Origin of the sequence: Pedobacter miscanthi (assembly GCF_032678605.1) — a bacterium.
GTDB lineage: Bacteria > Bacteroidota > Bacteroidia > Sphingobacteriales > Sphingobacteriaceae > Pedobacter > Pedobacter miscanthi_A.
In genome coordinates this window covers 31,214-51,569 of sequence record NZ_JAVTSU010000001.1, presented here as the reverse complement: position 1 = coordinate 51,569, position 20,356 = coordinate 31,214, and the positions used below count along the sequence as shown (strand labels likewise).

At 41.2% G+C, this 20,356-nt stretch carries 12 protein-coding genes; 4 read left to right on the top strand and 8 right to left on the bottom strand.

Annotation, left to right across the window (positions count from 1 at the left end):
• Positions 1-4: 4 nt before the first annotated feature.
• The 3 genes from R2R28_RS00145 to R2R28_RS00135 form a co-directional block, all read right to left on the bottom strand.
• Positions 5-3,043 carry a TonB-dependent receptor gene (locus R2R28_RS00145; RefSeq protein ID WP_316823676.1) on the bottom strand — a complete coding sequence of 1,013 codons (3,039 nt, stop codon included), beginning with the start codon at positions 3,041-3,043 and terminating at the stop codon, positions 5-7.
• Between the two features lie 138 nt (positions 3,044-3,181).
• Positions 3,182-4,054, bottom strand: coding sequence for an inositol oxygenase family protein (locus R2R28_RS00140; RefSeq protein ID WP_316823675.1), 873 nt, complete (start codon positions 4,052-4,054; stop codon positions 3,182-3,184).
• 46 nt (positions 4,055-4,100) lie between these two features.
• Positions 4,101-5,729: a sodium/sugar symporter gene (locus R2R28_RS00135; protein WP_316823674.1), complete on the bottom strand. Its 1,629-nt coding sequence runs from the start codon at positions 5,727-5,729 to the stop codon at positions 4,101-4,103.
• Positions 5,730-5,941: 212 nt separating this feature from the next.
• Between R2R28_RS00135 and R2R28_RS00130 the strand changes: the two genes are divergently transcribed.
• Entirely contained in the window at positions 5,942-6,952 is a 1,011-nt protein-coding gene (locus R2R28_RS00130) for a LacI family DNA-binding transcriptional regulator (protein ID WP_316823673.1), read from the top strand.
• 684 nt (positions 6,953-7,636) lie between these two features.
• Positions 7,637-8,902, top strand: coding sequence for an erythromycin esterase family protein (locus R2R28_RS00125; protein WP_316823672.1), 1,266 nt, complete (start codon positions 7,637-7,639; stop codon positions 8,900-8,902).
• Between the two features lie 85 nt (positions 8,903-8,987).
• Here R2R28_RS00125 and R2R28_RS00120 read toward each other — a convergent pair whose 3' ends face one another.
• Genes R2R28_RS00120 through R2R28_RS00105 form a run of 4 tightly spaced genes read right to left on the bottom strand, consistent with a single transcriptional unit; the run spans position 8,988 to position 15,425 of the window.
• Positions 8,988-10,589, bottom strand: a complete 1,602-nt coding sequence (locus R2R28_RS00120) for a SusD/RagB family nutrient-binding outer membrane lipoprotein (RefSeq protein WP_316823671.1) — start codon at positions 10,587-10,589, stop codon at positions 8,988-8,990.
• 1 nt (position 10,590) lies between these two features.
• Positions 10,591-13,692 (bottom strand): SusC/RagA family TonB-linked outer membrane protein, encoded by a 3,102-nt coding sequence (locus tag R2R28_RS00115; protein WP_316823670.1) that lies wholly within the window; start codon positions 13,690-13,692, stop codon positions 10,591-10,593.
• A 32-nt stretch (positions 13,693-13,724) separates the two neighbouring features.
• Positions 13,725-14,729: a FecR family protein gene (locus R2R28_RS00110; protein WP_316823669.1), complete on the bottom strand. Its 1,005-nt coding sequence runs from the start codon at positions 14,727-14,729 to the stop codon at positions 13,725-13,727.
• A 48-nt stretch (positions 14,730-14,777) separates the two neighbouring features.
• Complete coding sequence (locus R2R28_RS00105) at positions 14,778-15,425, bottom strand: RNA polymerase sigma-70 factor (RefSeq protein WP_316823668.1); 648 nt, start codon at positions 15,423-15,425, stop codon at positions 14,778-14,780.
• Positions 15,426-15,576: 151 nt separating this feature from the next.
• On the opposite strand from R2R28_RS00105, the gene R2R28_RS00100 reads away from it, so the two are divergent.
• On the top strand, positions 15,577-16,473 hold the full coding sequence (locus tag R2R28_RS00100; protein WP_316823667.1) for an ROK family protein: 897 nt from the start codon (positions 15,577-15,579) through the stop codon (positions 16,471-16,473).
• Between the two features lie 1,028 nt (positions 16,474-17,501).
• On the opposite strand, the gene R2R28_RS00095 is transcribed toward R2R28_RS00100, so the two are convergent.
• On the bottom strand, positions 17,502-18,239 hold the full coding sequence (locus tag R2R28_RS00095) for a GntR family transcriptional regulator (RefSeq protein ID WP_316823666.1): 738 nt from the start codon (positions 18,237-18,239) through the stop codon (positions 17,502-17,504).
• 263 nt (positions 18,240-18,502) lie between these two features.
• Here R2R28_RS00095 and R2R28_RS00090 point away from each other — a divergent pair, with 263 nt between their 5' ends.
• A complete protein-coding gene (locus R2R28_RS00090) occupies positions 18,503-20,326 on the top strand; it encodes a hypothetical protein (RefSeq protein WP_316823665.1) in 1,824 nt (607 codons plus the stop codon).
• Positions 20,327-20,356 lie beyond the last annotated feature (30 nt).

The following is a 20,356-nucleotide window of genomic DNA, read 5'->3' as shown; positions in this document are numbered from 1 at the left end:
TTTATTATAGTTTTAAGGTGGCACCAAAAATAATTGTACGTGCAGTTGGATAGCTGGTATAATCGATACCGATTGACTGGTTACCATTTGCTGCCTTCGGACTGTTGATCAATGGATCGTAACCGCTGTAATTGGTGATGGTGAACAGGTTTTGCCCGGTAACATAAAGACCTAGGCCCTGTAACCAGCTCAATTGTTTTACTTTGATGTTGTAGCCCAGCCGTACCGAATTTAACCTAATGAAATCAGATTTCTCCAGGTATAATGACGACAGTTGCGGAGGGTTGGCCGGGTTGGCGCCCATGTCAAAATAATGTCTCGATACATTCCTGTCGGATGCAAGGTTATTGATGTTTAATGCATTCAATCCGGTGTTGTTCACCAGGTAAGCACCCGTCTGTCCGATGATAGAGAATGAGAAGTCGAAGTTCCCGTAGCTCATTTGGCTATTCAGTCCGTAGGTAAAGGTAGGAATAGCACCCTGGAAGATCACCTTGTCATTGTTGTCGATCACCCCGTCGCCATTTACATCCCTGAAGGTATTATTGCCCTTGCTATCAAAACCGGTGTGTTCCAGCATAAAGAAAGAGCCCGCAGCATACCCGTTTCTGTAAATGTTAGCCGTTACGCCTGATAAACCTGGCCCCGAAATGGTACCCGAAAGGATCTCCGAAATAGGGAGGTCTTTTACCTTATTGCTCAGGGTTGCACCGTTAACATCAACATTCCAGTTAAATTTACCATTGCTAATCAGTTTCGAGCCGAGCATAAATTCAAGCCCCTTGTTCACAATTTTACCACCGTAGTTTCCGTCGAGGTTTACCCAGATATCATTTGTAGGACTCAGCACCGGTGCAGGGATGTTAAGGATGGCATCGGTAGTGGTTTTATTGAAATAATCCAAGGTACCGTAAAGTTTGCCTTTAAAGAGTTCAAAGTCCAAACCTACGTTGTACTGCGTAACCACCTCCCATTTAAGATCGGGATTTGGTGTCCTGATTACGTTGATACCGTTAACCAATGCAAGGTCGCTGTTGAGGTAGTAACCTTGGGCAGGCGAAAGTGCATAACTGGCCTGTGTAAGTTTGTTCTGCACCTCCTGGTTACCCGTTTGGCCCCAGCTTGCCCTTAGCTTCAATTCGCTGATAACAGGGATTTTTTTAAGAAATTCTTCCTGGGCAATGTTCCAGCCCAATGCGAATGAAGGAAAGTAACCGTATTTATTGTTTTCGCCAAAACGGGTAGAACCATCGGCACGTACTGATGCGGTAAACAGGTATTTATTGTCGTAAGCATAATTTACCCTCGAGAAATACGACTGCAATTCGTTGATTTGTGCAAACCCTGTTACCCCGTTTTGTGTACCTGCATAACCCGGATTGTTCTCTGGCAGGATACCCACGCTTTTGGCAGCTATACCATTTAAACTGAAACCGGTTCCACTTCTTTCGAATTTCTGGTAAGAGAAACCAGCGATGGCTTCGACCTTGTGTTTACCCGTAAGCAGGCTGTAGTTTAGGTAATGCTCCATCAAAGTGCTCTTCGAATCGAGGTTGTTTTGTACATATCTTCCGCTTGGGTTCAGGTCTGTGATGTTGGGGAAAATGGTGGTGCTACGTTTGCCCATCGAACGGTCGAGGCCTAAATTGAACTTGTACTCCAGCCCTTTTACAATCCTGAAGGATAGATCCATGTTACCCAGCACCCTTAAGGTACGGGTACGGTCGCGGTAAATATCCAGCAGATAAGCCGGGTTATAATGTGCATTGGCATTGAAGTTGGTAAAATTTCCATTGTTATCGTACACCGAACGCGTCGGGTTAGACATCAGTGTTTGAATGATTAGCTGGCCGTTAGCGCCGCCATCGTCGCTCGTAGGCACACCATCGTCGCGGGTTTCGCTACCGGTTAGGTTGATGCCGATTTTTAAACGTTTGTCATCAAGAAAAGATTCGTTGGCGTTGATCCTGGCCGAGGTACGCTTAAATTCACTGTTCCTTACAATCCCTTCCTGGTCCATCTGCGCTGCAGAAACATAATAGTTACCAGTATTGGTGGCCTTCGAAAAGGATACCGAGTTGTTTAAAGTTTTTGCCTGGCGATAGATTACATCCTGCCAGTCGGTATTGCCACCATGATCGAAAGCTTTATCCTTGATTGCCGCACGGTATTCATCGGCACTCAACAGGTCGAGTTTGTGTGCAATATTAGAAAGCCCCAGGTACGAATCGTAGGTAAAGCTGCCTGCACCTGTTTTACCCTTTTTGGTGGTTACAATTACCACACCGTTTGAACCACGGGCACCATAAATCGCTGCCGCAGAAGCATCTTTCAGTACGGTAATCGACTCGATATCGCTTGTATTCAGGAAGTTTAGCGGATTTTTAGCTTTTGATGAACCAAAACCCACGTTAGAACCGCCCGGGCTCACATCATCGTTGGTTAAAGGAACTCCATCCACTACGAAAAGCGGCGTACTGCCACTGCGGATAGAACCGGTACCGCGGATGGTTACATCCACACCACCTCCGGGTTCGCCACTGCTGGCCACCACCCTTACACCGGCGATCTTGCCTTGTAGCAGGTTATCGGCAGAGGTTACCACACCCTGCCTGAAATTGGCCGCATCGAGCTGGGTAACCGAACCGGTAACGTCCTTTTTGGCCTGTTTACCGTATCCTACTACCATTACCTCATCCATCATAGAGGCATCGGGATCGAGTTTGATATTGATTACATCGGCATTAGCGGCCACAATTTTTGTTTTGTAACCAATAAAGGAAACCTCGAGGGTTTTGCCCTTCACATTGTTCAGTTTGAACGCGCCTTTTAAATCGGTTGATACGGCATTGCTGCTGTTCTGTTCCTTTACGGTAGCGCCACTGAGTGGTTGGTCCGTTTCGTCGGTAACTCGCCCAGTAACGGTGCGGCCGGCCTGCTGTGCGGAAACGGCATAGGATGCCGCCATCATCAGCATACACAGCATCACCTTCTGGAAAAGATGGCGCGGTAACCGGAGTTTAAGAGAATAAAATCCTTGCATAGTTTTAATAGTTTGGTTAGATTGGTTGTTATTTTTATTTAATTTTTAAACACTATAAAACCGACCGGTCGTAATCATTGCATTACAACCGGCATTTTATAGAATACCGTTAAATAAGTTAGTTTCTTTTAAAAACCGCTAAAGCGACACAGTAGCGGGCAGGTATTTCGCAATCAGATCTTCATAATATGGCTTCAGTTCGCTTACAACAGGGGTTTTCGGGCTTTTTGAATAAAGATCGTAAGGGTTAAATTTATCTACCCATTTAAACATTTCCTGGTCGTGAGCATTAAGGATGTGGTCATAAGCCTTCTCACGGTGCTGCGAATAAAAAGAATGGTACCTGATCATATATAAAGCAGGCTCAGGAAGATAGTTTTTGGTTAGTTGGTAAAGATATTCATCATGCCCCCACGACATGTGGATATTATCCAACCCGCATTGGTGGCTATACACACCATATCTGGTATTGTATCTTTCATCATGGGTATCGGGATTGGCAGCAAAAAATTCGGGAAAAACAATCTTATCAGAGAACTTGCAGCCCACGGGGAACGAATCGCCCACCACATTCCATTGCGGTTCGCCAAACAGGCAAAGCACTTTACCCAGATCGTGGATAAAACCGGTAAGCACAAACCAATCAGGGTGGCCATCTGCTCTGATCGCCTCGGCTGTTTGCAATAAATGCTGCAACTGATCGAGCGAAATATCAGGATCAGAATCATCAACCAAAGTATTCAGGTACTCCATAGCCTGCCACCAGGGCATTTCCTTTTTATCAAACTTTAAAAAGTTCTCCTTTTTGGCCAGCACGTTATCGTAAGTTTGATACTTGTGGTTTAAACGGTAAAACTCCCGCACGGAATCTATTTCCGGACTGTCGTAATTTCTAAACTCTTCTTTTGCCTTAGCGGGGGTACCTGGTTCGGGATATCTTTTTAACACATCATCTTCCCAAACATCAAGACTAGAAAGCGGGTTCATTTTTTCATTTTTTGGTGTTTTCATAACATTATGTTTTTCATGGGTATAAAATCGTTTATAAGATTGTTCATTACCAGAATACCGTATACAAGGCAGCAAGAATACCACAGATGAGTACTGAACAAACAATAAATGAAGGGCTAACCTTAAACATTTTGCTATCTACTTCAAGTCCCTGCGGGTTATTTTTGCTTTTCGGATCGAGAATGGTAATCAGGAACATCAATACCAAAATAATGCAGAAAACCCAGCTCATGCGGTGTAGAAAGGGGATTGGCGCCATAATTCTATGGGTAATTTCGGGCAGAAATTTAAACAGCGTAGATAAAGGAATGGTTAACAAGGCTGCCGTAAGTGCTGCTTTAGAGGTGGTTCTTTTCCAAAAGAAACCCAACAGAAAAATGGCAAATACCCCGGGGGAAATAAAACCTACATATTCCTGTATAAACTGGTAAACCTGATCGAAACTCCGCAATGCGGGCGCAATAACAATGGCGATTAATGAAGCAATAATAATCGACCATCGCCCAACATTTACCAGGTGTTTTTCGGAAGCATCCTGTTTAATGTATTTTTTATAAATATCGAGCGTAAAAATAGTGGCAATGCTGTTACATTTACCTGCAAGCGAGGCTACAATTGCCGCTGTTAATGCCGCGAAGGCCAAACCTTTCAATCCTGTTGGCAAAAGGTTCATTAAAATCGGGTAAGCGTGATCGGGCTTTACATTACCCGCGGCATCCATCATTTCTTTATGAAAATAGCCCTGTTGCCAAAGTACATAAGCACATATACCGGGTATTACCACAATTACGGGGATGAGGAGTTTTAAAAATGCGGCGAAAATTAAGCCCGAACGTCCGGTTTTTAAATCGGCCCCCAAAGCCCTTTGTACAATGTATTGGTTACAGCCCCAATAGTTAAGGTTGTTGATCCATAAACCACCGGCCAACACCGCCAGCCCGGGCAATTCGCTGTAAAATTTATCTCCTTTTGAAAAAATCATATGGAAGTGATCGTTTGCCTGGCTTTTCAACACGGGCAGGGCCTCTAATACGGTACTTAAATGAAATTTATCGCTCACCATATTAAGGGCCATGTAGCAGGTTACCAAACCGCCAACCACCAGTACGAGCACCTGGATCACATCGGTATAACCGATTACTTTCATCCCACCCAGGGTAATGATCACTGAAAATACAGCCAGTGCAATGAGGCAAACGGTAAAGGATACGCCTGTAATGGTTTCTACCGCAAGGGCACCCAGAAAAAATATGGAAGTAAGGTTTACAAATACATAAACCAATAGCCAAAATACCGTCATCAATGTACTCACTGTATTATTGTACCGCTGAGACAGGAACTGGGGCATGGTATAAATCTTATTTTTAAGGTAGATGGGTAGAAAAAATACTGCTACAATGATGAGGGTTGCAGCCGCCATCCACTCGTAGCTGGCAATGGCCAAACCCATAGCAAAACCAGAGCCAGACATGCCGATAAAATGTTCGGCCGATATATTGGAAGCAATAATAGAAGCACCTATGGCCCACCACGTTAACGAACCCTCTGCCAAAAAATAATCTTTGGTATTGGTACTCGCCGCTTTTTTACTCGAATATACCCAATAGCCGTAAGTGGCTATGACAATAAAATAAATAAAAAAAACGACATAGTCGGTTAATTCCAGATGATTCATGTGATGTTAGCCTAAATCAACCCGTCCCTTGATGGTGTCGGATTAATTGTTTTATATTTGGTTACAAGAGAAGCGTTAAAAAGAACATTTCTCTCTATCAAAGCTGTATATAAAATTGTTAAATCGGATACCGAACTGAAATTTTATTTACGAATACGTTTTAGTAAAACGCATCATCATCCTAAATTAAACCTGATAAAGAACCTGTATAAATGAGGCAGAATGTTACTGTAAAAACTTTAGCCAAAGAATTAAATATATCGATTGGAACGGTGTCAAAAGCCCTTAACGACAGCTATGAGATCAGCATCGATACGAAGCAAAAAGTTTTGGAACTGGCCAAAAAATTAAAATACGAACGCAACCCGGCAGCGAGTAACCTCCGCAGCCAGAAAACAAAAACCATTGCGGTTATTATCCCGCAGATTGCCAATAACTTCTTTTCGCTGGCCATTAACGGCATCGAAGAAATTGCCCGGAAACGTGGATATCATGTGCTCATTTACCTTACACATGAAAATAGCGAAACGGAAACTGCCTTTACCGAAAGCCTGTTGAGTGGCCGCGTGGATGGAATACTGATCTCAGTTTCGAGCAGCACCGAAAACCTGGAGCATTTTAGGGAACTGGTGAAGAAAATCCCTCTTGTATTTTTCGACCGTAGCATTGAAGATATTGACGCAATTAAAATCACTGCTGATGATTATGAAAGCACCTACGATGCAACAGTACACTTGATTAATAACGGATGCAAAAAAATAGCCTACCTCTATGCTTTAAACTGTTTAAATACGGGCAAAAGGAGGATCGCCGGTTACCGCGATGCGCTGAAAGATCATCAACTGGAATCGGGCGAAAACCTGATTGTAAACCATAACAGCGATGAAGACCTGAATTACGAGAACATCAAAAACCTGATCGTCAACCAGAAACCAGATGGTGTGATTTCGTCTATCGAAGAGCTGGCCCTACCCTGCTATTATGTTTGCAATGAACTGGGTTTAAAAATCCCGAACGACCTTAAAATCATCAGTTTTTCGAATTTGAGCACAGCTCCGCTGCTAAACCCTTCTTTAAGTACCATTACACAACCTGCATTTGAAATTGGCAGGGAGGCAGCTGGATTTCTGTTTAAGATATTGGATAAAAAACCATTTGATATGGATGAGATCCCCAAATTAAAATCGACCTTGATTAAAAGGGATTCTACAGGACCGTTGTAAGGGAGTTGTTGCGTTTTTAACCGCAAAGAACGCTGAGGACGCTTTTTTTTACCACCGAGTGCGCAGAGATCCTTCGACTACGCCTCAGGATGAAAATTTAATAAAACGGGCGTCATCCTTACCTAAACGCAGTGGAGCGGAGAGATCTATCTCGATAGATTTGAAATTTAGATTTCTCCACTACGGTCGAAATGACGATTTAGCCGGAAAACATTTCGCAATTGGTTCCCGCTAATTTCACGGATCGCCGCAGAATCCAGTCCATTTCCCATCTTACATTTTCCATCTTACATTTTCCATCATTTAACCACTGAGGGCACAGCGTCGGGTGTATTAACAGGTGGGTGAAGTGAAGTGATCGTCATCCCCAGAGGTCAGTTTTTTTAAAAAAAAGGAGCTGGAATAGGGGCCTAAGTATGGTCATTGTGAAGCCGATTTTTAATCGGGCGAAGCAATCTAATACGCTCGCTAGTAGCGATAGTTGTAAGATAGCTTCGTATCTGGTATCCGATAGCTATCGGACGACAACCGATTTTTGGAATCTGTTCTTGACCGAAAATTGAAACACAATAAGCTTTAAGTAATACTAAATGTTTACCATTCTTTAAACATATTAACTTATATAAAGTCCAAATGGATTGAAAGCTCTATCTTTCGATCTTCAAGTGATCAAATAACAAAAATATGTTAAACCGATTATTACCATTCACAATCATCTCAATTATTTTTTCGGCTTGCGTACAAAAAGATATAAAGCAATTTGTAACAGAAGATCGCGTTGATATTAGGACCATATCGCCAGATTCGACTGATTTTTCTGAATTGCAGGCCATTGGAAAAGCAATTGGCGATTCGAGAATAGTGATGTTAGGCGAACAGGACCATGGTGACTCACCAACTTTTCTAGCGAAAACAAGATTGGTCAAATATCTTCATGAACAGAAAGGATTTAATGTTTTGGCCTTTGAGAGTGACTTTTTTGCATTAAATGAGGGCTGGGATCGACTGGAAAAACACAAGTCTAAAATTGATCCTTTTCTTTTAAACAACATTTTTAGTATATGGACCAAATGTAGTTCCTGTGATGATCTGTTGAACCATTATGTACCAAAAACTTATAGAGATAAAAAGCCACTTATCATATCTGGTTTCGATAATCAAGTACATGGGCTTTACAGCGCCACAAATTTGAAAACATTTATTGACAATTATCTAAAAGGGAAAAAGATAAACTACGCAAACAGTGAAAAATATAAAATAGATTTTATTTCCTTTATCGATTCAATAAAGTATAATAAAAATCTTCAAAAACAGCGAAATTTTAAGGAAGCATTACAACAAATTAACAGTGAACTTTCCGTATCTGATACAACGGCTTTTGAAATCATGCTACTTAAAAGCTTAAAGGCCTTAACGGAAAGTGAGATTTCTTTTTTAAGCAAAAGCAGTAATTACTCAGAAATTAGAGATAAACAAATGGCTGAGAATTTAAAATGGCTGTTAAAATACAAGTTTCCAAAAGAAAAAATAATTGTTTGGGCGCATAATGCGCATATCCTTAAACACCCCGAACTAATTAAAAAATCGAAATGGAATAATTGGACTGTGATGAAAACGATGGGCAGTTTTTTTACAGCAGATCAACACCTTAACGAACAAACTTATATCTTAGGTTTTAACTCCAGAATTGGAACCTCCGGTATAGTTACTATCGACAAAAAGTTTACTATAGAGCCACCAGCGAAGAACAGTTTCGAAACCTGGATTCCTGAAACTGTACCCTATTCTTTTGTAAATTTTAAACAGTTTCGTGAAGAAAATCCAGGTAAAAAAAAACATTTTCTGATGAAGGGTGTGTACCATTTTACTGATTCTGCATCGTGGACTGATATTTACGATGGTATTTTTTATATTCGGGAGATGTATCCTTGTGCCTCAGTGGTTAAATAAAATTTGCAACCAGGCCTCTTCAACTTGCAATAAGACGCCTTTAGTCCAAAACAACCCACGAGATCAAACAATTCCAAAGTTTGATTTACCTATCCCACCACACCCTTGCCGTAAGCACATCGCCACCAGCTATCCTGGCCACGGCATCTTTATAATTTTGGGGGTTATTAAGAATCTCAGTTGAGAGGTAGATCATGCGGCGGGGAATGGTTCCATTGGTAACATTGCCTTTGTAGTTTACCGGAATAAGTTTGGGGTAATCGCTCCTTTTCCAGTTTAACCAGGCTTCTATAAAATTAAAATTGGTACCAGTAGTTACCCAGTATTGCGTATTAATGGCACCAAATGCTTTCTCGGTGCTGCTTTCATCAAGCGGGTTCTGGTTTACAAAAGTGGCAATTTTGTTGGCATCGATCGCAGCCAGAGGATCCAGTTGCGCCAACGACTGTATGGCTCCGGTTAATCCATTGGTATAATGCTCTTTCGCCATGCCATCCACATTCCAGCCCCTCACCTTTGCTTCGGTGAGTAGAAATTCAGTTTCGGCATAAGTGAGGATAAAAATGGGCCCACCCAATTTAAGGTATACTTCCGTGCGTGGCCTCGAGTATTTACCCAATGGCGCAAAATCACTCCCACTACCCGTACCACCAGGATAGTTGGGCGAGCGACTGATATCGGTTGCCCCGCCCTGCAAGTCATATCCATTTGGCATACCCAATTGCACACCGGCATCGTTATTTCCGTTCAGGTTCTGATCTGCATTTTTAGCCAATCCATCTTTTGGTACTTCACCGATAACACCTAATCTTGGGTCGTTCGTGTTTTTTAACTGATCGATCAACGTTTTGCTCCAGCGTACCTCTAGGTAATCAGAATAGGTTCTTAAGGCAAGCGAGGTTCCGTTCTGACTGTTAAAAGAAGAAGCATCAGTTAACATGATTGCGTTATCATTAATACTTTGGAAAGTTTTTCCTGCTGCTTTTTCAGTCCAGATTCTTGCTTTTTCGGGATCAGCCCTGGTTAAGCGCATCGCTACCCGCAGCATTAACGAATAACCAAATTTTTTCCATTTATTGATGTCGCCTTTATAAAAAAGATCGGCTGTAGGACCAGGCTTTTCAGTATCCAGTTGTTGGATCGCAGCATCAAGATCACTCAGCATCTGTGAATAAATATCTTCCTGGCGGTCGTAAACAGGGTATTTAATGCCTTGCATGGCTTTAACGGCTTCGCTATAGGGCACATCACCATAGGTATCGGTAATGCGTTGCAAAACCAGCACAAACATGATATCGCCAATTGCAATGAGGTTTTGATAAGCTACAGGATTTTTTAACCTGGCCAAACGCTGCATCTCCCTGATATAGGAGGCATCCATATAACCCTCGTCGAAAATACGGCCCTGGTAATCGGTAAAACTGCCAACATTAATATATTTATCGCCATTGTTGTAATAATAATAGCTGGAGGCCAGCAATTGCATCATGGTGCTTTGGTACAATAACTGGTAATATCCTAAGTTGCCATATTTTAACTGCGCCTGTGCCAACAAACTGTTCGGATCGTAATTATTTTCGGTAAGTTTGGTCGGATCGGTATTAATTTCATCCAGCTTTGCTTTAGAGCAACCGTTTAACAAAAACAACAAGAGTAAACCCATTAAAGACACCTTCTTTCCCATCATCCTACTTGAATTTAAAATTAAAATTAATCCCAAAAGTTCGTGTTGCCGGCAGCGAAGCACCTTCTATCCCTGCATAACCTAAGGTAGGCGAAAACTGTGATTCAGGATCTACATTTTCACTGTATTTTAACAGCGTAAACAGATTTCTTGCTACCAGATCAATCCCCACACTGCTAAAAGGGCTTCTTTTTAAAAAATTGCTACTAAAAGTATAACCAAGTGTGGCCTGCCTCAATTTAATAAAACTGCCATTAAGCACTGATAATGCTGAAATATTGGTTGCCAGCTCCGGATAATAAGCATAAGCAGGCACATTGATGGTATTTTGCTGTCCATTTTCCAAAACGCCATCCGCTACAATCCCGGTTTCCCGGCCAACCAGGGTAGCCTTGTTTAAGCCCTGCACATAGCTGTAATAAGCGGTTGCGGAAAGTATTTTATTGCCAAAACGGTAATCGATCAAAAAAGAAAAACTGAACTGTTTGTAGCTAAAACTATTCGTAATGCCACCATACAAAGTGGGCATGGTACCGCCCATGGGAATAAAATTACCCCGTTTGGGTATCCCGTCTGAACCGATGATTACTTTTCCATTGGCATCGCGTAAATAATCATAGGCCATAATCTGCGTTATCGGTTTACCTACCACCAATGCAGTATTGGCATTTAAAGGCCTGTAAGTCCCCGTTAGTGTATAATTGCTATTTCCATCGATAGAGAGCAGGGTATTTTTCACCTTGGTAACATTCAGGTTGATCTGCCATTTACTGCTCGAAGTGAGTATTGGTGTATAACCCAAAGCCAGTTCAATCCCGGCGTTACGGGTTTCGCCAAGGTTAACATACGCGGAGGTAAAACCAGTGGTAACCGATTGTTTGGCATTGATAATTTCGTTGTGGGTAAGGCGGTTGAAATAGGTAAAATCGATATTCAAACGGCTATTGAAAAATTTAAGATCAAGGCCGGCCTCTATTTCGTTTAGGGTAAAAGGCTTTAAATTGTAATTGGGCAGATCGCCTGAAAAACCACCTACCAGCACACCGTTTACCTGATTATCTACCGTATAATAAATCTGTGTGGTGTAAGGCACAATGGGTTCGCCACTGGTTTTGGCAAAATCAAGCCTCAATTTACCAAAATCGAAACCTTTTAGTTTCAGCAGGTCAGAAAAAATGAAACTGCCTGATACCCCCGGTACAAATATACCGCGGTTATGGGCAGGTAAAGTAGAATAGATATCGTACCGCCCCGTAACCGAAAAATTAAGAAAACGTTTATAGCTCAGATCGGCAGTATAATAAGCCGATTCGGTTACGATTTTTGATACTGCCAGGGTTTTATTACTGGTAATCAGGTTTTCGGGCACATACAGATAAGGAATTTTAAATTGCGATCCTTTTAGCTTTTCGCTGTTTCCCCTTCGTTCGCGATAATTGGCACCTATTGAAAGTTCGAAGTTCAGTTTATCGCTTAAATCGTGTGTGGCGCTGAATAAAATATCACTATTCAGTTCTGAAGTATGGTTTTGATCGTAAGCATTTATACCACCCTGCCGGTTAATAGAAAAAGCTGTTCCGGTGGGCAGAATACTCACCACTTCATCCTTGCTCGAATCGTAACCTATACGACCTTGAAATGCAGCCCAGCTGGCCAGCTGGTATTTCAAAACAGCCGAGGTGATGTAACGGTTCCTTTTGGCATAATCGGCCTGTTTGTTCATCAGAAAATAAGGATTGGTTTTATATTCATCAGGATTCCAGCGGCTTTCGAAACCTGTTCCTGCATCAAAACCGGGTGCAAGGATCGATTGATCCAAGCTGGTAGCCAGTGCAGAAATACCATAATTGGCATTCAACGGACCATCGCTCAGATAACTTTTGTTCTTATTATTTTCGTAAATGTAATTTCCGGTGAGGCTGAGCGATAACTTATTACTTAGGGCCACTGTACCATAAAAATTAAAAGTTTTACGGTTTAGAGCACTATTGGTTAATAATGAACTATAATCGAGATTGGATGCCGAAACGCGGTAATTATTCCGGTTATTGCCCCCAACAAGTGATAAGGTATTGATAAAAGCCGGAGCCGGGCGGTAAAAAGTCTGAATGTTGTTTTTAACCGGGCTATAGGGCCGCAAAGAACCGTCAACCTGCGGACTCAGCTTCCCGTCCATCACTTCTCCCCAGCTCAATAAACTGGTAGAAATGGCATTATACTGATCGGTAGGCCGTTTATTCTGCGCCCCCTGACCATAAGTATATTGAAAATCGGTGGCATTTACCGGAATATCAAAAGACAAGTTCGTATTGTATTCCAGTTTTGCCCTGGTGCTTTCTCCGCCACTCTTCAGGTTAATTAGAATTACGCCATTTGCTGCCCTGGCGCCATACAAAGCCGAAGCAGCCGAACCTTTCAGAATGGTAATCGTTTCAATATCATCCGGGTTGATGTTACTGATGCCATCACCATAATCGGCCCCTCCGTATTCATTTGCGCTTCCCCTGATGCTGTTATCAATAGGCACGCCGTTTACAATAAACAAGGGAGAAGCGGCCGTCATGCTCGAAACCCCACGGATGAGTACACGTGCAGCAGATCCCGGTCCACCGTTTACACCCGTAATATTAAGTCCTGCTACCCTACCCTGCAAGGCCATTATCATATTACTTTCTCTCGCCTTGGCAATCGATGATCCTTTAATGGTGGTTAGGGCATATCCCACTTTCTCATTGTCTTTTTCAATGCCCAGCGCCGTAATAACCACTTCTTTTAAAAAACGGACACTATCTGCACCGATTTTCCCTTCGGTATTTTTTCGGATAACAATTAAATTATTGGGCAATACCGAATAAATAAAGCCAGTATTGAGCAGCAATTGCTCAATTACCGTTATCGCTTCTTCATCTTCTACCTTTATGGATAAGTGGTGTTTTGGAATTTTAGATTCGCTGTAGGCAAAACGATAAACCGTTTGTTGCTGTATGGCTTCTATTACCTTTTCGAAACTGGCTTCGTTAAAATTTAAGGTAACTTTGGTTTGCGCATGGGCGCATAGCGGAAAAATCAACCCAATTAATAATATGATCCGCTGCGCAAAATTCATGGCTACAAATATACACAGCTTAACTATTTGTATTAACGGTAGATATACACATTTTTACCCTTTATCGAATAATTGAAATTTTCGATCAGTTTTAACACATTTAATGCTTCGGTAAGGCTTTCTTTCTCAAAATTAGCGGTAAATTCTACTGCTTTAAGGGCTGATTGCTTAAAGTTCACTTTAACACCGTACCAGCGTTCGAAAAGTTTGGCTACTTCATCAAAACGGTTGTTTTTAAAGATCATTTCGTGGTTGAGCCAGGCTGTTTCAATTACTTTATCACCTCCAGAACCGTTAAAAAGCGTTAACTGACTTATACTTCCTTTACCATTGGATAAAGTAAATTTATCATTCGGTTTTAAGATAAAAGTTTGATCGTTATTATTTTTAAGAGAAACAGACACTTTGCCCCTGATTAAAGTAGTTTCGGTAAAAGTATCGTTTGCGTAGGCTTTAACATCAAATTCAGTTCCCAGCACTTTTACTGCAAGCTGCGCCGTGTGTACAATAAAAGGATGCGAAGCATCTTTTTGCACTTCGAAAAAGGCCTCACCTGACAGGTAAACATCCCTCGTATCGGTTTTAAACTGCGCCGGATATTTTAAGCTACTGCCCGAATTGATTTTCACCTTAGAGCCGTCGGCCAATATAATGGTTTTAACTTCGGTGGCCTTGGTTTGTGCATTAATTAGATCAGGTTGTGTGGAGAAAATCATTCTACGGTTATAAACCAGTACCGCAGCCAACGTAATGGCTACAACAGCAGCTATTTTAAACCAGATATTGTACGATTTATTTTTGCTCACAATTAAAACCGGTTGCTCCCGAATTTTAATCTGCGCTTTAACCCTTTCAAAAACGGGGTCAATATTTTCATCTTCAACGGTTTCGGCTTCAAAATAAGCCTGCAGCACATCATGTTCCTTTTTCAGTGCCGGCTCATCGGCCAAAATAGATTTCAGCTCAACAGATTCTTCCGGCGAAATTTCTCCGGCCAATTGTTTTCCAAGCAATTCTGTAAATCTTTGATCTGTCATTTTGTTTATCCGTCCTTTATGATATGTTCCTTTTTATGAGAAAATTGCCTACAAAAAATATAAAAAAGATAAAGTACCCACTAAGATAACCAGCGGGATGATTTTTCCAATCATTTTTTCGTCTGTTCCCCGATCTTTTACATTTAAAGGCTGCAAAACAACACGTAATTTTGCAATCGCCCTAAACAATTGGGTTTGTACCGTCCGCGGCGAAATATTCAACAACTCGGCCACTTCCTTATATTTCATGCCACTTTCTTTAATCAGCCTGAAAACCGTGGCAGCCTGTGGCGCTAAACCTGCAATGGCCCTATCGAGCTGACGGTGCAGTTCTTTGGTTTCGATGAGGTATTCGGGAGTATGCATATTCACCGAAAAATCGTCGCCAGCATCAACTAAATCGATAAACGTAACAGAGGAATTTTTTTTAAGGTATTTAAGTGATTGATTTTTTACTGCAATAAAAAAGTAGCTTTCTGGGTTGTGTATTGCTGTACTTTCTTTACGGTTTTCCCAGCATTTCACAAATACTTCGGTAACAATATCTTCGGCAGCCTGTTTATCCTTTACATAATAAACAGAGAATTTTAGCAGCCTGCTATAGAGAAAGCGATAAACTTGCTCAAAGGATGTAATATCATCTTCGAGACAAATTTTCTTCCATAAAACGACTAGATCTAGCTTAGCTGCTTTCAACTTGGTTAGTTTTTGAATCAAATGTAAGGTAATAAAAAATATTTCATAAAAAAATTCTTGCGGCTGTAGGCAATTTGACAAAAAAAAGGATTCTTCTTTTAGTGCTAATACTCCGGCACATGCCATTTATAGATCTTTAGAAGCTGAAACGATGAATAAAATTAATTATGTACTGGGCATTGATATTGGCGGTTCGCACATTACAGCGGCAGTTCTTGATATGCAGCAGCGTAATATCCTCAAAAACTCTTATACCCGCGATCGTGTTAACTCACATGGCACAACTGAACAAATCATAAAAACCTGGTGCAACACCATTAAAGCTGCTTACAAAAAGGTTAACATCGAAATTGGCCGTTTAGGTATTGCAATGCCTGGTCCATTCGATTACGAAAATGGCATCTCCTACATCGCCGGAAATGACAAATATGCCGCATTTTATGGCCTCAATGTAAAAGAGATGCTGGCCAGCGAACTGCAGATGAGCAGTGATGATATTTTAATGAGTAATGATGCTTCGTGTTTTTTGGCAGGCGAGGTTTTTGCCGGCGAAGCCGGTAACTACACAAACCTGATTGGCATTACTTTAGGTACCGGTTTAGGCAGCGCGGTTTGTACGGATGGGAAAATTACAGATGCCAATTTGTGGTGTGCGCCTTTTTTGGATGGTATTGCCGAAGATTACCTTTCTACCCGCTGGTTTTTAAAACGTTATTACGAACTTTCAGGGATCAACATTTTAAATGTCCGCGAACTTGCGTTGCTTCATGATGAAAGCCCAACTGTACGCAAAATATTTACCGAGTTTAGCCAGAACCTGGCGCTTTTCCTGAAAGATTTTCAACAAAATAATGCTGCAGAAGCCATTGTTATCGGCGGTAATATTGCCAATGCCTCCAGCCGTTTTATTCCTGGTGTGCTTAAATACCTTCAATCGCAGGATATCAATTGCCTGATTCATATTTCTAAACTGAATGAAGATGCCGCATTGGTTGGTGCCGCCGGTTGTTGGGCAGTGCAGGCGAAGGAAAGTGTTGGGAAGATATAAGTTGAGTTCCGGCTGTTTTCATTCTGAGCTTCCGGAGAAGTTGGGACGGGTAGCCGAAGAACCTTTTATAGTCTAAAACGAAAAAACATTTGTCCTTACATACTATCAATAACAAATCGAATAGAAAAATCGGCCGTCATTGTTGAGTAATGAGCTCGCTGCGATCGTTGTAAGATTGCTTCGTTCCTAGCAATGACGATTTATCTTAACCTAACATGCCAACTCCTTTGTTTTTTTCTAAAACTGGCCTCTATCAATGACAGATTTAGAAAATCGGCCGTCATTCCCGCACCTGCCTATCGTATGGACACAATTAATTATAAAGATTCTTTTCCCGCTCTATGCCGCGGCGGCAAGGTACTTTGGGGCGCCAATTACCCAAAGCGCTTTGTCAATCCGGCAATGTGGCTTCTCACCATCCCACGCTCATCAAAAAAACAGCGGCAATTGTTTTGCTTGTTCCTGCTCAATGAAAGTTTGAGTGATATTTTCACAAAACCACTGCGTTTCAGGTTTGGTAGTGCAAGTTGTCCTATTGTGCAACTGTTTTTTTGATCCTTCCGCCACTTGGGATTGACGGAGTTCTTCGGTTAAGGCTGTGTTATTTCAAAGCAAACTAGCATAGTGCCTTATATAGTACCTAAAAGATACGTCCACACGATAGGCCCAGGCGGGAACCACGAAGTGCTCAGCGAAGCTAATCTTAATGCAACCTGCAACCCTTACCAAGGCATTACGATTGCCAGTCGAGCTGGCAATAACGGTTCTACGCACTGTCATCAACACTCCGATGTATTTGAAAAATGTTAACCTCTAACATTGATAAATTCAATAAAAAAATCGTCATTGTGAGGAACAACGACGAAGCAATCTTACAAACACGGGTTTATAGCTCCCGCATTAAGATCGTTTCCGCGAAAGTCTGGACAGGCCGTCGGCTGAAAAAGCCTTCTCAGCAATGATGACTCCTCACAGCCAACATTATGGCACACGTTCCTGGTAAAATGGCTAAGATAGATGATAACGAATCAACCTAACGCATCACGCCTGCTTTCTACCGTATATACAAAACTATCAGCCAGGTAATAGCCTAAATTATATTCAATGGCCCTGTCGCCCTGATCAAAAACATAACGTTTTCTAAAAAGTAACGGGCTTCCCACTTCAACATCGAGTTTCGAGGCAATAAATTTATCCGCAGCTTTCGCGCTTATTTCTTCTTTCGATAAATTGGCAATAACGGAATGATCTTTTTCCAGGATTTCGTACAACGGACGTTTAAAATCCTCATCACCCGTAAGTCCGATCCTGGGGTGAAAATAAGAAATAAAGTAAACAAAAGGCCCTTCGGCTTTCCCCCTTAACCGTTCCAGTTTCAACACTTTTTTATCCGTACCGATATCAAAAAAATGGGCTAATTTCTCATCAGGAAAAACCCAGCTGATATGAAGTTCAAAATTTTTGATCGGAATACCTCTAGCCTGCATTTCTTGCGAAAAACTTAACCAGTTGGTTGCTTTAGAACTCACCGAAATCTCTGCAACTTTTGTTCCTATACCTTTTTTACGGATCAGCAAACCTTCATAAACCAGTTTATTTAGTGCCTGCCTCAGCGTTGTTCTCGAAATAGCCAGCTGTTTGGCCATATCTACTTCATTCGGCAAAAATTTGGTCGCATATTCAGGATCCTTAATCAGGTTGCGCAATAATTCTTCTGCCTGAATGTGTAAAGGCACAGGGCTTTTATGATCGATTGAAAATTTCATTTTTTTTATCATGCATCTCTTTAGGCAACCATAAATGCGAAATGCATCCGAACAAAGATAAAAAAAGCACTTACAAACAGAAATATTATGTAGGTATATGGACTTTAAGTCAAAACCATTTTTCAAATTACTCTTCCTGCAATATTGGTTCCAGTTTAAATTAAAGCCTTTATTTTAATACAAAACAAGAATTATTTTAAAACATTAGGATATATGTACATACATATATACATTTGTTATAAATCAATGATATTGCCCAATTTATGGAAGTAAAAAATAACGTTCGGGAAACACCAGTCATTAATAAATGGAGACAAAGCGGAGAAAGGATTTTGCCCGAAAACATTAAACATTTTAATCAACCGGCCGAAGGTTATAACCTGTACCCTGTACACCCATTGGGCAATAACAAAATAGTTAACGGCTACCCATCATTGGCATCGTGGATTATTGAAAAGAAAACGGTTATAATAGATGGTTATATCGGCGTTTTTTGGGAGGAAATAGAATTTCTTTTACAACAAGAGTTTACAAAAAAGAACGTCAAAGTTAACTGGATTCGCTCATCAGATAATTTGAAATCTACCCCGGAAATTTCACAACTGGTCAATCCCTTTCTTGGTGAAGCCAAAAGCGTTTGGGGCAAAAAAACCACACTTAAACTCGAAGATTTTTTTAGCAGCGGATACCGCTCCATGCAGCCCGATGTTCAATCGGAAGTCAATATTATCATCGGCATGGGCGCTGCATTGATGAACTGGAATGCCCCCGTTATTTACCTCGAAATTCCTAAAAATGAAATCCAATACCGCATGCGTGCCCACTCGGTAACCAACCTTGGAGCTGATGGCGTAACGAGTGCATCAGATATGTATAAAAGATTTTATTTTGTAGATTGGGTAGTCCTCAATGCACATAAAGCTCAAATTCTAAACCGGATTAGCATTGTGGCTGATGTACAGCATCAACAGGCTTTAAACTGGATTGCCGCAAACGACCTGAAAAATGGATTAAAACACATCAGTCAATCTTTATTCCGCGTGAGGCCATGGTTTGAGGCCGGAGCATGGGGCGGCCACTGGTTACAGGAAAACATAGAGGGACTTAATCAAAATGAAATTAATTATGCCTGGTCTTTTGAACTGATTGTACCAGAAAACGGCATTGTATTCGAAAGTGATGGTAACTTATTGGAGGTTGCTTTTGATTTTCTGATGTTCAGCGAGGCTAAATCTGTATTAGGAAAACATGAGCCCGTTTTCGGAACCGAATTCCCGATCAGGTTTGATTTTCTGGATACCATGGATGGCGGAAATCTTTCTGTTCAATGTCATCCTTCACTAAACTACATCAGGGAAGAATTTGGAGAAAACATCACCCAGGATGAAACCTATTACATTTTAACCTGTAAGGATGAGGCTAAAGTTTACCTCGGCTTTCAGGAAGACATCAACCCGGTTGAATTTAACAAAGCTTTAATTACCAGTCAGCACTTTAATCAGGAAATCGACATTGAAAAATATGTGCAGGCGCACGAAGCGAAGAAACACGATCTTTTTTTAATTCCAAATAGCACTGTACACAGTGCCGGAGCCAATAATTTAGTGCTGGAGATCAGTGCAACACCCTACATCTTTACCTTTAAAATGTACGATTGGCTCCGTTTGGGATTAGATGGCCAGCCACGTCCCATTAATATTGAACATGCTTTTAAAAATTTAAATTTCGACAGGAAAGGAAATGCCGTTACACAAGAATTAATTTCAAAACCAAAGGTAATCGAAAAAGGGGAAGATTGGGAATTGATCCACCTTCCTACACACGTGGAACATTTTTACGATGTGCACCGCCTGGAATTCGATACTGAAATTACGGTAAAAACAAATAATGTTTGTCATATATTAATGCTTGTTGAGGGCACAGCCATTAAGGTAAAAGGTACAAATGGGCAGGAAACTGATTTTCATTATGCTGAAACTTTTGTAATCCCTGCAGCAGCCGAAAGTTATACTTTAATTAATACTGGTAAAACAAGGGCTAAAGTAATTAAGGCATTTGTAAAAGATGAAGTGATTTTTGGAGTATAGTGATTAAGCACAGATGAAAATGATGAACAC